11 protein-coding genes are annotated in these 13,968 nt (G+C 69.0%); 7 read left to right on the top strand and 4 right to left on the bottom strand.

Translation table 11 applies throughout. The features are described from left to right. Positions 1-65: 65 nt before the first annotated feature. On the bottom strand, positions 66-371 hold the full coding sequence (locus tag AB0L82_RS22625; RefSeq protein WP_364639414.1) for an MGMT family protein: 306 nt from the start codon (positions 369-371) through the stop codon (positions 66-68). Between the two features lie 22 nt (positions 372-393). Then, positions 394-1,170 (bottom strand): alpha/beta fold hydrolase, encoded by a 777-nt coding sequence (locus tag AB0L82_RS22620; RefSeq protein ID WP_364639411.1) that lies wholly within the window; start codon positions 1,168-1,170, stop codon positions 394-396. 139 nt (positions 1,171-1,309) lie between these two features. Here AB0L82_RS22620 and AB0L82_RS22615 point away from each other — a divergent pair, with 139 nt between their 5' ends. The 4 genes from AB0L82_RS22615 to nudC all read left to right on the top strand — a co-directional run bounded on the left by AB0L82_RS22615 (position 1,310) and on the right by nudC (position 10,895). Further along, positions 1,310-5,029, top strand: coding sequence for an ATP-dependent DNA helicase (locus tag AB0L82_RS22615; protein ID WP_364640435.1), 3,720 nt, complete (start codon positions 1,310-1,312; stop codon positions 5,027-5,029). Then, complete coding sequence (locus tag AB0L82_RS22610; protein WP_364639408.1) at positions 5,026-8,694, top strand: ATP-dependent DNA helicase; 3,669 nt, start codon at positions 5,026-5,028, stop codon at positions 8,692-8,694. Before AB0L82_RS22615 ends, AB0L82_RS22610 begins: the two co-directional genes overlap by 4 nt. 90 nt (positions 8,695-8,784) lie before the next feature. Further along, entirely contained in the window at positions 8,785-9,852 is a 1,068-nt protein-coding gene (locus AB0L82_RS22605; protein ID WP_364639406.1) for a potassium channel family protein, read from the top strand. Positions 9,853-9,992: 140 nt separating this feature from the next. Next, positions 9,993-10,895: an NAD(+) diphosphatase gene (gene nudC, locus AB0L82_RS22600; RefSeq protein ID WP_364639403.1), complete on the top strand. Its 903-nt coding sequence runs from the start codon at positions 9,993-9,995 to the stop codon at positions 10,893-10,895. 72 nt (positions 10,896-10,967) lie between these two features. Here the strand turns inward: nudC and AB0L82_RS22595 are convergent, their stop codons facing one another. Further along, a complete protein-coding gene (locus AB0L82_RS22595; protein ID WP_364639400.1) occupies positions 10,968-11,219 on the bottom strand; it encodes a mycoredoxin in 252 nt (83 codons plus the stop codon). A 93-nt stretch (positions 11,220-11,312) separates the two neighbouring features. On the opposite strand from AB0L82_RS22595, the gene AB0L82_RS22590 reads away from it, so the two are divergent. From AB0L82_RS22590 to AB0L82_RS22580, 3 genes are read left to right on the top strand one after another with little or no spacing between them, the layout of a single operon-like run. Next, positions 11,313-11,732: a hypothetical protein gene (locus AB0L82_RS22590; protein ID WP_364639396.1), complete on the top strand. Its 420-nt coding sequence runs from the start codon at positions 11,313-11,315 to the stop codon at positions 11,730-11,732. Next, positions 11,729-12,151, top strand: a complete 423-nt coding sequence (locus AB0L82_RS22585) for an EVE domain-containing protein (protein WP_364639393.1) — start codon at positions 11,729-11,731, stop codon at positions 12,149-12,151. Before AB0L82_RS22590 ends, AB0L82_RS22585 begins: the two co-directional genes overlap by 4 nt. Beyond that, the gene (locus AB0L82_RS22580; RefSeq protein WP_364639390.1) at positions 12,148-12,612 is read left to right on the top strand and encodes a MarR family transcriptional regulator; all 465 of its coding nucleotides are present in this window, start codon (positions 12,148-12,150) and stop codon (positions 12,610-12,612) included. Before AB0L82_RS22585 ends, AB0L82_RS22580 begins: the two co-directional genes overlap by 4 nt. A gap of 34 nt (positions 12,613-12,646) precedes the next feature. Here AB0L82_RS22580 and AB0L82_RS22575 read toward each other — a convergent pair whose 3' ends face one another. Then, on the bottom strand, positions 12,647-13,912 hold the full coding sequence (locus AB0L82_RS22575) for a low temperature requirement protein A (RefSeq protein ID WP_364639387.1): 1,266 nt from the start codon (positions 13,910-13,912) through the stop codon (positions 12,647-12,649). Between the last annotated feature and the right edge of the window lie 56 nt (positions 13,913-13,968).

Genomic DNA, 13,968 nt, shown 5'->3' with positions numbered 1-13,968 from the left:
CGCGGCCGGGAACCGCGTATCAGGTTTGGCCGAACCCGGTAGGTGTGTTGTGGCCGGTCGGCAGATCAGTCCGGCGTGTCGAAGTGGTGCCGGGCGCGCCGCAGATCCACCCGGTCATCGAGCACCGGACAGCCCTCCGCGGCCAGCTCGCGCAATTGTTTATGGGCCAAATGTGGTGCGGGCGTGCCATTCGCTCGCAGTACCCGATGCCACGGCAGATCCGCCGAATCGGTGCGCATGATCCAGCCGACCGTGCGCGGTGTGGAAAGCCCCGCCGCGGCCGCGATATCGCCGTAGGTGGACACCCGGCCGGGCGGAATGGCGGCCACCAGGGCGCGCACGCGCTCGATCTCGGCATCGGTGGTGGCCATGAACTCTCCCTCGGTGGATTGGTCAGAGCAGCGCGCGCACCAGCGCGGCGGTCTCGGCCGGACGGGCTTGCGCGACCATATGATCGCAGTCGAATTCGAGCAGGGTCAGCCGCTCGCCCAGCCGCTCGGCCAGCGCGGCCCGGAACGCCGGGGTCACGAACGGCGGATCGACCTTCATCGCGCGCACCATCGTGGTCGGCAATCCCGCGGGCGGCAGCACGAATTCGCGGGCCAGCTGACCCCAGTACGCGATGATCGCGGGCATACTCACGCGCCAGCCCACCCGCCCGTCCGCGGTGGGCACCAGATGCTCGGCCAGCTCCGCTTCCAGGATCGTCGGATCCACCTCGGCCCAGGCGGTCTCCAATTTGTCGAAGCGGGCATCGTCGACGTTCGCGTAATCCGGATGCTCCAGCATGGAATTCGCGATCCGCAGCATGAAATCCGGATCAAGTCCGATCGCCGGATCCAGCAGCACCAGCGCCCGCACCAGCTCCGGACGCGCGTGCGCCAGATGCACCGCCACCGCCGCGCCGAACGAATGCCCGAGCACCACCACGGGTTCGCTCGTCTCCCGCCGCAGCAGCGTGACCAGGTCCGCGGTGATCGTTTCGAAATCCCACGGCGGCACGCCGGGCGACCTCCCATGTCCCCGCAGATCCGGCGCAATAATCCGCACATCGGGCAACTGCTGCTCGGCCAGGGCCTGCCAGCGCCTGCCATGCCCGGTCAGACCGTGGAGCGCGAGCACCACCGGACCGGTCGAAGGACCGAAACAATGCACATGAAGATCGGACATCCGCCCATTCTGCTGGCCGTCGCGCGCCCGATTCCAGCCGAGTCCGCCCCGAACCGTACCCGCCCGGCTGTGACCGGCGGCACGGCCAACACATGGCAAACGGAACATGTCGGGCCGGTCTGTTGAAATAGCCGACGTGATGCGATCGGATAGCTCGGTGCAACTGGTGCGCCGGGCCGAGGCAGTCTCCCACCCCCGGGAGTGGGACGCCGCCCTCCGGCCGCTGTTCGAGGACAGCAGTATCGACCCCGGCTGGTCGCCCTGGCAGGTTTTGGGCGGGCCGGGCACCGGCAAGACCGCACTGCTGGTCGATATCGCCGCGGAACGCATTCTGGCCGGGGCCGATCCGGAATCGGTGCTGTTGCTCACGTACACCAAACGCGCGGCCACCGCGGTGCGCAATGCGATCACTGCCCGAATTGTCGAGGCCGATCCATTGCTGGGTGGCGTACCAGGAGCCACACGCGGCCCATTGGTGCGCACCCTGCACTCCTATGCCTTCGGCCTGCTTCGCACCGTCTCGGCCGCCGCCGGAAATCCGCCGCCGCGCCTGCTCACCGGCTCCGAACAGGACATCGTCATTCGGGAGATGTTGCGCGGCGAACTCGCCGAGGATGCCCCGGACTGGCCCGAGCGACTGCATCCGGCACTGCCGACCGGAGGATTCGCCGAACAATTGCGGGACCTCATGCTGCGCGCTACCGAACGCGGCCTCGGACCCGAGGACCTCATCGCCCTCGGCCACACCCACCGGCACCCCGAATGGGTCGCCGCGGGCCGCTTCTACGAACGCTACGAACAGATCATGCTGCTGCGCTGGTCCGTCGGCATGGACGTCCCCGAAGCCAGCGCCCCCGCCCTGGACGCCGCCGAACTCATCGGCGCGGCCCTGGACGCCCTGCTCATCGACGCCGACCTGCTCGCGGCCGAACGCGCCCGCCTGCACACCATCCTCGTCGACGACACCCAGCACCTCGATCCCCTTGCCGCCCAACTCATTCGCCTGCTCGGCAGCGGCACGGCCACCACCGTCCTGGCCGCCGATCCGGACCAGGCCGTGTTTACCTTCCGCGGTGCCGACCCCCGCTTCGCCACCGACCCCGGCGCCCCCGCCGACCGCCGAATCACCTTGCGCCCCAACCACCGATCCGGCACCGCCCTGCAAGAACTCGCCGCCCGCATCACCTCCCGCCTCCCCGGCACCGGCCGCCACCGCACCCCACCCGCCTCCCTGCTGCGCCGACCCGGCGGCACCGATTTCATCCGCGAACTCACCCCGGGCGCGGACCAGGCCGGCCAATATCCCGGGACCAGGCCGCACGGCCGGGGTCCGGGAGACCCCGGGAATTCCCCCGGCGGTATGCGTGACGGCGGTGACATCCAGGACCGGGCCGTCGACGCGCGGCGAACGGGCGCCGATGACGGGTCCGGCGATCACGAGAATGCCTGGGGCGATGCGCCTTATCGCGTCGGCGGCGCTCGGGATTCCGGCACGGACGGTCGGGGCGACGCCTCGGAGGGTCGTGAGAATGCTCGTGCGGGTGCGGTATTCGAGGGTGAGGTGCGGGTGCAGGTGCTCACCACCCCGGCGAAGGAGGCCGCGCTCATCGCCGATCATCTGCGGCGCGCGCATCTCACGCACGGGGTGCCCTGGTCGAATATGGCGGTCATAGTCCGTTCTGTCCCATTGTCTTTGGCTCCGTTGCGGCGTGCGCTGCTGGCGGCGGGTGTACCCGTGCGCCAGCCACCGGCCGATGTGCCATTGGCGCGCCGCAGGGGAGCGGCTTGGGCCATGCTGGCGCTGCGTGCGGTCACCGCGGGTGATCCGACGCGGGTTCGGCACCCGCGCCCCATCGCGTTCACCGCCGACGACGCTTTGGATCTGCTCGCGGGTCCACTCGGCGGCGCGGATCAGATCAGTCTGCGCCGCTTGCGGCGCGGCATTCGGCGCACCGTGCTGGAACTCGGCTATCCCGAGCGCGACCGGGAGGTCCGCGAAAGCGAGCTCGACGAACCTCCTCGGCGTGAAGGAGTTGTCGCCGCGGCGGATTCGGGTGGCGAAACAGCCAACGCGGCGGATCGCTATGCGGATTTGGATCGGTCGTCGGCGGAGATTCTGCGGGATCTGTTGGTGGGGGCCGGGAATCAGGTGCTGCTGAGCAAGCTCACCAAGGTCGAGGCCGCGCCGTTGGAGCGGGTGCTCAAGGCGCTCGGGCGGGCGCGCAAGGTGCGGCGCGAGGGCGGCGGGCTGGAAGATGTGCTGTGGGGGCTGTGGACAGCGTCGACGCTGGAGCGGCGATGGGTGGGGCAGTCCGAGCGTGGGGGAGCGGTCGGCATGCAGGCCGATCGCGATCTGGACGCGGTGGTCGGGCTGTTCGAGGCCGCTGCCGCATATGTGGACCGGCTGCCGCGCGCCACCATCGAGGGATTCGTGGAATACCTGGAGCAGCAGGAGATTCCGCAGGACAACGCACCGCATACCGATCCCGGTGCGGCCGTCACGATTTGCAGTGCGCACTCGGCCGCCGGGCGTGAGTGGGACACCGTTGTGGTCGCCGCGGTGCAGGAGGGGATCTGGCCGAATCTGCGACCGCGCGGCACCCTGCTCGGGGTCGAGGAAATGGTCGATGTGCTTGCCGGAGTGGGAGATTCGGGTGAGAAGGTGAGCCGCGCCGCACCGCTGCTCGCCGAGGAACGCCGCCTGCTGCTGGTCGCGTGCAGCCGGGCGCGCCGCTCACTGCTGGTGACTGCGGTCGAATCCGTCACCGGCGACCAGGATCTGGTGCCGTCCCGCTTCCTGGCCGAACTCGACGCCGAGGGCGCGGACGGACAGCCCGGCCGCATCCCGCCCGCCGTGGACCCGGGCCGAGCCCTGGCCATGCACACCCTCATCGCCGAATTGCGCGGGGCCGCATGTGATCCCGAGACCACCCCGGAGCGCCGCATCCGCGCCGCCCGCCAACTCGCCCGCCTGGCCCGCGCGGGAGTACGCGGCGCGCACCCCGACGACTGGTACGGCACCGCCGAACTCTCCTCCGACTCCCCGCTCTGGGACAGCGAGGACGGTTCGGTCGCCCTCTCGCCCTCCACCGTCGAACAGCTCAAGACCTGCCCGCTGCGCTGGGCGCTGGAACGGCACGGCGGCAGCGACGGCGATAACCCGCACGCCCTCAAGGGCAATCTCGTGCACACCCTGGTGCAGGCGCTCGCCGGTCAGGTCACCGAGGCGCAGGTCAAGATGGCACTGGTCAAGGCGTGGAAGAAGATCGACCCCACCGCCCGCGACGGTGAGAACTGGTATTCGCGCGCCGAACTGCGCCGCACCGAGACCATGGTCGACACCTTCCTGAACTGGCTGCGCAATACCCGCGACGAGCTCACCAATATCGGCGTCGAAGTGCCCATCGACTGCGTCCTGCCCTCGCGCGCCCCGGGTGAGCTGCCCGTGCGCATCAGCGGCCGCATGGACCGCCTGGAACGAGATGCCCAGGGCCGCTTCGTGATTGTCGATGTGAAGACCGGTAAGACGCCCATCACCAAACAGGCCGCCGAGGAACACGCCCAGCTCGCCACCTATCAGGTGGCGGCCGCCGCCGGCGCCCTCGGCGACGGCGAACCCGGTGGCGCGCGCCTGGTGTACGTGGCCAAGCCCAGCGCCCGCGACGGTGCGGCCACCGAACGCCAGCAGCCCGCACTCGACGGCGGTGGCATCGACGAATGGCGCGGGGTCATCCACGACGCGGCCGCCGCCTCCACCGGACCCAGCTACCTCGCCATGCGCAATGACGGCTGCCGCCACTGCAAGGTCGCGGGCAGCTGCCCGGTACAGGACACCGGCCGCCAAGTGACCGACGAGTGAGCATCACCCCCCGGCAACTCGCCGATGCCCTCGGCCTGCCGCCGCCCACCGACGAACAGGCCGCGGTCATCGCCGCCGAACCGGGGCCGACGCTGGTGGTCGCGGGTGCGGGCGCGGGCAAAACCGAGACCATGGCCGCCCGCGTGGTGTGGATGGTCGCCAATGGCCTGGTCGAACCGGAACAGGTGCTGGGCCTGACCTTCACCCGAAAAGCCGCTCAGCAGTTGACCACTCGCATCCGCACCCGCCTGGCTCGCCTGGCGGGCGCACCCCTGCTGCGCGATATCGACCCCACCGGACGCCTGCGCGCCCTGCTCACCGGCTCCGAACCGGAGATCAGCACCTACCACTCCTACGCGGGCCGCCTGCTCACCGAATACGGCCTGCTGCTCCCCGTCGAACCCACCGCCACCCTGCTCACCCAAACCCAGCTCTGGCAGCTCGCCTACCGCGTCGTTTCCACCTGGGACGGCGATCTGGACACCGACCGCAGCCCCGTCTCGGTCACCGAAGCGGTGCTGGCCCTGTCCGGCCAGCTCGCCGAACACCTGGTCGAACCACGCCAATTGGCCGCCGCCCACAAGGAATTGGACCAACTCGTCCACACCCTCCCCGCCGGACCCCGGCAAAAGGGCGGCCCCAAGAAAACCCTCCTCGACCTCCTGGAAACCCAGCACGAACGCGTCTCCCTGCTCCCCCTGGTGGAACGCCTCGCCGATGAACTCCGCCGCCGCGGCGCGCTGGACTTCGGCGCCCAAATGTCCCTCGCCGCAAAGCTCGCCGCCCTCCACCCCGAAGTCAGCACCGCCGAACGCACCCGCTTCCGCCTCGTCCTGCTCGACGAATACCAGGACACCGGCCACTCCCAGCGCATCCTGCTCTCGGCACTCTTCGGTGGCGTGCATGCAGCCACTGAAGAGCCTGTGGAACAAGATGATTCGGTGACCACGCAGCCACTTGCGGTGACGGCGGTGGGTGATCCCATGCAGTCGATCTATGGGTGGCGCGGGGCGTCGGCCGCGAATCTGCCGCGGTTCGCGACCGACTTTCCCCGTGCGCCCGGGGTTCCCGCACCGGTGCTGCCGCTGCTGACCAGTTGGCGGAATCCGCCGGAGGCACTGGATCTGGCGAATCTGGTGGCTGATCCGCTGCGGCTCAAGGCGGCCGAGGGCGGGGGAGTGACCGTCGACGCGCTGCGGCCGCGGCCGGATGCGACGCCCGGGCTGGTAGCGCTGGCATTGGCGGAAGATGTTGCGCAGGAACGGGAGTGGGTGGCGCAGCGGATCAAGGCGGAGTGGGAGGCGGCCGCCGACGCGGGCGCTGAGCCGCCCACCTCGGCGGTGCTGGTGCGGCGCAATGCCGATGCCGCCCCGTTGGCGGAGGCGCTGCGGGAGCAGGGGCTACCGGTGGAGATCGTCGGGCTGGGCGGATTGCTGCACACCCCGGAGGTCGCCGATATCGTTGCGACACTTCGGCTTATCGCCGATCCGTCGGCCGGTAGCGCGGCGATGCGTATTCTGACGGGTGCGCGCTGGCGCATCGGCGTGGCGGATATCGCGGCGCTGTCGAAGCGGGCGCGGGAGTTGTCGATTCGGCGACCGGGCGGGCAGTCCGCCGAAATCGCCGATACCGCCGCGCTGGACGACGCCCTGCGCGAAGTGGCCCCGGAACCCGCCGAACGCGCGGGACTCGGTGATGCCATCGCGGATCCCGGTGATTCGGAACAGTATTCGGTACAGGGCTTCGCCCGGATTCTGGAACTCGGCCGCGAACTGGGCGCACTGCGCGAGCGTTCGGGGCAGCCGCTGCCGGAATTGGTCGCCGATGTCGAACGCACCATCGGCGTCGGCGTGGAGACCCAGGCCCGCCGTGCCGTGGCCGCCGCCGGGCGCGAGCATCTCGACGCGTTCGCCGATGTGGTGGCCGGATATGCCGCCGACTATCGCTCCTCGCTATCCGGTCTGCTCGACTTCTTCGCCGCCGCCGCGGAGGTCGAAAACGGTTTGGAGCCGGGCGAAGTGGAGGTCGCGCACGATCGTGTACAGGTGCTCACCGTGCACGCCGCCAAGGGCCTGGAATGGGAGGTGGTGGCGGTCCCGCACGTGGTGGACGGCACCTTCCCGTCCGGCACCGGCACCACCACCTGGATGGGCGCGCTGGCCGAACTCCCCACCCAACTGCGCGGTGATCGCGTGCAGGAGGACGCGGGTGACGGTGTGCCCGTACTGGATCTGTCCGACCTCTACGATCGCGCGGATCTGGAACGCGCCCTCGAATCGCATAAGAAAGCCCTGGCCCGCCGCCGCCTCGACGAGGATCGCCGCCTCTTCTACGTCGCGCTCACCCGCACCGAGCGCGCCCTGTTCGTCTCGGCGCACTGGTGGGCCGAGACCGGCTCGAAACCCAAGGGCCCCAGCGATTTCCTGCTGGAGCTGCAACAGGCCAGTGAAGTCCCCGGCTCCCCCCTCAATCGCGGCGTCCGCATCGATCGCTGGGACGATCCGCCCCTGCCCGATACCGTAAACCCCTTCACCGACAACCCGCTCTCGGCGACCTGGCCGCGCGACCCCCTCGGCTCCCGCCGCGAATTCGTGGAAGAGGGTGCGGCACTGGTCAAATCGGCCCTGACCGCGCTCGCCGTCGAATCCCAGCCGGAGCAGATCGAATTCGACTTCGGATTCGGAGACGAAGCCGAGACCGACCCCGACGACGGCGAATCCGACAGCGACGCAACCGATCCGGATGACCTCGACGATGACCCCGAAGGCTGGGCCACCGACGTCGACGCCCTCATCGCCGAACACCTCGCCGCCGAACAGGCCGTCCGCGAAGTGGAACTGCCCGGCCAGCTCGCCGCCACCTCCCTGGTCGACCTGCGCGCCGATCCGGCGAAACTCGCCGCCCGCCTGCGCCGCCCGCTCCCGTACCCGCCCAGCCCCTTCACCCGTCGCGGCACCGCCTTCCACGCCTGGCTGCAACGCTGGTTCGGCGGCGCCCGCCTGCTCGCCTTCGACGAACTCCCCGGCGCGGCGGACACTTCCGACACCGACGCCGATCTGGTCCGTCTCCAGGAAGCCTTCCTCGCCTCGGATTGGGCCGACCGCAACCCCGTCGAAGTGGAGGTCTCCTTCGAAACCTCCATAGCGGGCACCGTGATTCGCGGCCGCATGGACGCGGTCTTCCGCCGCCCCGACGGCGCCTGGGTCATCGTCGACTGGAAGACCGGCGGCGAACCCGCTGCCGCCGAAGAGGATTCGGTCGCCATCCAGCTCGCCGTCTACCGCCTGGCCTGGGCCCGCCTGGAGGCCGCCCGCACCGGCGCTCCCGAAGCCGACATCCTCGCCAACACCTATGCCGCCTTCCACTACGTCCGCACCGTCCGCACCATCGCCCCCGAACACCTCGCGGGCCCCGAGGAACTCGCCCACCTCATCACCGCCGCCGCCCCGCTGCGCCTGACCGCGACCCCGGATCCCGCCGACGCGGCACCCGGAAATCGCGGCGATGCGGCGGAGCCGCCCCCGGAGATCGATGTCGATTCGCTTCGGTGGACACCGGACTCGCATCCCGCGGCCGGCGACTCGGCCCCGCCCGACTTCGACCCGCCCCCCGAATTCGAGCCCCCGCCCGATCCGGAATCGCTGCCCCCGGACCCGATTCGGTAGTGGCGACGCGCCTGCGGCCCATGCCGCAATGTGGGCGACCGCCGGGTACGCTCCGGTCCGTGCCGCAGCAAGACGTCCCCGAAATGGCTGGTGATTCTCGTGTTCGGTGAATCCTCACGGGGTTTGGCCCGGCTCACGGACCGGCCGGACTTCGCCCTGGTCGGCATTCTGCGGATCCCGACCGGACAGGACAGTCCCTGGCAGGCGCTCTCGCGCAGGCTCGGTATGGCCGTGCTGCTGCTCGCGCTGGCGACCGCGGTGGTGTACATCGGCCGCGACGGCTATCACGACAACGCGCGTGAAGAGATGTCGCTGCTCGATTCCGCCTACTACGCGACGGTTTCGCTCTCCACCACCGGCTACGGCGACATCACACCGGTCACCCCGACCGCGCGGCTGATCAATATTCTCGTGGTCACCCCGCTGCGGATCCTCTTCCTCATCGTCTTGGTCGGCACCACCCTCGCCGTGCTCACCGAACGATCCCGGCAAGCTTTCAAGATTCAGCGATGGAGGCACACCGTGCGCAATCACACCGTGGTCGTCGGCTACGGCACCAAGGGCCGCACCGCGGTCGACGCCATGCTCGCCGACGGCGCGCAACCCGCCGACATCGTGGTGGTGGACACCGATCCACAGGTGCTCGAGGCCGCCGCCAACGCGGGCCTGGTGACGGTGCACGGTTCGGCCACCCGATCCGACGTGCTGCGCCTGGCGGGCGTCGCACACGCCGCCGCCATCGTGGTCGCCGCCAATCGCGATGACACCGCCGTGCTGGTCACCCTGACCGCCCGCGAGATCAACCCCAAGGCGCGCATCTCCGCCGCCGTCCGCGAGGCCGAGAACACCCATCTGCTGCGCCAATCCGGCGCGGATTCGGTGGTCGTGTCCTCCGAGACCGCGGGCCGCCTGCTCGGCATCGCCACCACCACCCCCACCGTCGTGGAGATGATCGAGGACCTGCTCACCCCCGAGGCCGGTTTCGCCATCTCCGAACGCGATGTGGAACCCGAGGAAGTCGGCGGATCCCCCCGCCACCTGCGCGATATCGTCCTGGGCGTGGTCCGCGCGGGCGTCCTCATCCGGGTCGGCGATCCCGAAACCGACGCCCTGGAAAAAGAGGACAAACTCCTCTACCTCCGCCGCGTACAGGTCTGACAAACCCCCAAAGTTCGTGGCCCGTCCCACTTCTGGACTGAGTGGAGCGGAGGAGCGAAGCGGGGGAGCGGAGGGAGGGAAGAAGTGGGACTTCAGGGGCCACGAACCCGCCGGAGCGCAGCGGAGGCAAGATAGACACTGTGTCTTTTCAGCTGAACGCGGTTCCGGTCCTGTCACGCTCCACCCTTGATCGTGCGGAGCACCTGCGCGCCGATGAGCAGGCCCTGAAAGAGGGCTGGGCGCAGGCCAGACTGCTACGGATGAACAAGCGCGGGCAGGTGCGCGTGGACACCGGCGCGGTGGTGCTGGATTCGGCCACCACCCTCGCCGAAGATCCCGCCCCCGACGCGGTCTTCCTCGGTGTCGATGACGACACCCACCTGTGGGCCGTCCGCGATGACGCCATCGACGGCGAACTCGCCGATCTGCGCGCCTTCGGCAGCACCCTCGAACTCGACGATTTCAGCACCGGGCTGCTCTCCACCGCCATCGCCCTGCTGAATTGGCATGGCAAAGCGGGTTACAGCGCCGCCGACGGCACCCCGACCCGCGTCACCGCGGGCGGCTGGTCCCGCACCAGCGAATCCGGTTTCGAGGAATTCCCGCGCATCGACCCGGCCATCATCTGCCTCATCCACGACGGCGGCGACCGCGTCCTGCTGGCGCGTCAGCACACCTGGCCCGAGGGCCTGTTCTCGCTGCTCGCGGGATTCGTGGAGGCCGGTGAATCGCTCGAGCGCTGCGTCGAACGCGAGTTGCGCGAGGAGGTCGGCGTCGATGTCACCGATATCCGCTACCTGGGCAGTCAGCCCTGGCCGTTCCCGCGCTCGCTCATGCTGGGTTTCAGCGCCGTCGCCGATCCGGAACAGCCGGTGACCTTCCACGACGGCGAGATCGCCGAGGCGCACTGGTTCACCCGCGCCGAGGTGATCGAGGCGCTGGCCGCCGGTGCGTGGGGTGCGAAGACCGATGCGCGCCTGCTGCTCCCGGGTTCCATCTCGATCGCCCGCACCATTGTCGAATCCTGGGCCGCCGCAAGCTGATTCGCGCCGCACCCGGAACGAGAACAAGCCGTACATCCCCCGGATGTACGGCTTGCGCCCTATGCGGCCTACTCAGCTGATGTCAGCGAGCGCCTTCTTGACCTGCGCCAGGCTCGGGTTCGTCGCGGTCGAACCATCGCTGTACTTGATGGTCGGCACCACGTGGTTGCCGTTGTTGACGCTGCCCACGAATTCGGCGGCATCCGGATTCTCTTCGATATCGATCACCGTGTAGGTGATGCCGGCCTCGTCGAGCTGGGTCTTCAACCGGCGGCAGTAGCCGCACCAGGTCGTCGAGTACATGGTCAGGTCTTTTGCAGTCACGGACTGTGCAACGTGACCCGCTTCGATCGTGTTCCCCTCGGTCTTCCGAGATCAGGGGTTGACGCAGATTTAGTATGCGCGCATACTAAATCCATGAACTTCATCGCACAGGCCACCGCCACTTCCACCGCCGCTCCCGCCGCCTTCTTCGCCAAATGGGCCGATATGGCCACCTGGCCGGAGTGGAACAACGACACCGAATGGGTGAAACTCGACGGCCCCTTCGTCCAGGGCGCGACCGGAACCCTCAAGCCCAAAGGCGGCCCGAAGGTCGGGTTCGTCGTCGAAAAGCTGACCGATACCGAATTCATCGATGTGTCCAAGCTCATCGGCGCCCGGCTCGTTTTCGCGCACACCGTCAGCGTCGAGGACAAGACCACCGTCTCGGTCCAGGTCTCCATCGACGGCCCGCTGCGCTGGTTCTGGACCAAGATCATGGGCGCCGATCTCGCCAAATCCGCCCAGCCCGACCTGAACGCGCTGGTCGCTGCCGCCGAGGCGGTGCGGGCATGAGGCGGTACTGGCTCGCCGTGGTCTCCCGCGACCACGTGCACCGCGGCATGGAACTCGGTATCGCACAGGCCAATCACGGCAAACGCGCCGCCGTCGAACGAATGGCGGCCGGTGACGGACTCGTCTACTACTCACCGCGCACCGGCATGCGCGAAGGTGAACCGGTCCGCGCCTTCACCGCCCTGGCCACCATCGACGACCGCCCGGCCTGGCAGGCCGAAGATCAGGGCGGCTGCTTCCGTCCCTGGCGGCGCGCCGTCAGCTACGACCGCGACGCCAGGCAGATCCCGATCGACGACCTGCGCGGCGAACTCGACCTCACCGGCGTCCCCAACTGGGGCATCGTGCTCCGGCGCGGCCTGGTGGAACTGACCGCCCACGATTTCGAGGCCATCTCCCGCGCTATGGTCGGGCGGTGACGGCGCGCAATGAGCTGCATACCGATTTCGGTGATGCCGATGAAAGTCCCGGCCTGTTGCTCTGGCAGGTGACCAACCGCTGGCAGGCCGCCCAGCGCGCCGCCCTCGCGCCTTTCGACCTGACCCACGTGCAATTCGTGCTGCTGGCCTCGCTCACCTGGCTCACCGGCGCGTCCGGTGACGAACCGGTCATGCAGCGCGATCTGGCGGCGCACGCCGCGACCGACCCCATGATGACCTCGCAGGTGTTGCGCGCGCTCGAACAGAAGGGCCTGATCGAGCGCCGCGATCACCCCAGCGACCGTCGCGCCAAATCCCTGGTGCCGACGAAAACCGGTGTGGCACTGGTCAATCAGGCCATCGTCGCGGTCGAATCCTGCGACCGCGACTTCTTCGGCCCACTGGGCGAGCGCACCGGCGCGTTCACCACCGCGCTGCGCCGCCTGCGCGACCGCGACTGAGAACGCAATCATCAAGGGGCGCTGCGATTCTCGGTCAGGCTGCGGCGGGCCCGCCGTCACCGCGCGGCCGCCGGTGCGGGCGTGCGGGACCGGATCCGGTGCGCCACCTGCCTTCCGAATGCGTCTGCCAGGCCAGCGACCACCCGATCAGCGCGAGAATGCCGTACACCAGCCCGAGCGGGCCGATATGCGGGGCGAACACACCCAGCACCACCGCGACCAGCGTGCAGGGCAGGGGATAACCGAGCAGGGTCCGCCAGCCGGTCGGGCTGCGCAGCCCGCTCACCGCGAGCACGACGAAATACGCGATCGTGCCGCCGCACAGCACCCAGCCGATCCCCGGCGAGACATGACCGTCCGCATGCTCGATGGTCATGCCCAATCCGGCGGCGATGGTGGCTATCGCACCGGTCACCATGCAGTGCGTGGCCATGACGTGCTGCCACGGCACCTGATCCGCCGTGTCGGTACCGCCCATCAGCCGCGGTATCGCACCGAATTTGAGCGTCAGCGCCCACAGCCCGGCCAGGATCAGGAACGCGCCCAGACCCAGGGCCAGCACATGGAAATTCCATGCCGCCGAGCCGACGGCATTGATCGCCATGATGATGCCCTCGCCGAGCACGATGATCACGTACAGCCCGAGCCGCTCCCCGAGATGCTCCGGATTGGCATGCATCGCGGTGAGTTTCGGCAATTCTCGGCCGTCGAATCGCGGTGACTCCCGAATCCGCGACAGCCGCTTGTCGAATTCCTGCTGCGCCCCCGCCAGCATTCGCTCACCGGTGATCACGAACATCAGATACAGATCGATGGCCAGGCCCGCGGCCCAAAACCAGTACTTGCCCGGTTCACCCACCCACAGCGAGGCGATCCACGGGAACACGCCGACCGTCAGCTGGACGGTCGGGAAATCGACCACGATCCGCCCGCGCCCCCACACCTGCCCGATGACCAGCCGCACCACCACGTACACCGCCGCGAATGTGGTCGCGTGCCGATCCGGCACCCCGGCCACCGCGGCCGCCATCACCCCCAACCCCAGCATCGCCGACAACATCAACACCGGATGCGTTCGATCGCCCGCGATATCCCCGTACAGCGTGATACACGCCCACACCAGCCAAAATGCCAGGTAGAGCAGCACATACAGCACCACGTGCTCCAGCGAGGGCCCGCCGTGCAGCAGATGCGTCAACTGCCCGATCCCGGCCACCGCCACCAGATCGAAGAACAACTCCATCCACGACGCATGCCGGTCATGCGTCACCTCACCCGTACCGGGCGCCTCATTCACCACGACGGCACGCTAACCCGGCAAAGCGCCCAATGCTCGGAAGCGGTGACACCAATTCG

Origin of the sequence: Nocardia sp. NPDC052001, assembly GCF_040680615.1 — a bacterium.
Lineage (GTDB): Bacteria > Actinomycetota > Actinomycetes > Mycobacteriales > Mycobacteriaceae > Nocardia.
Note: the sequence above shows the minus strand (reverse complement) of the source record. Positions and strands in the feature narration are given on the sequence as shown.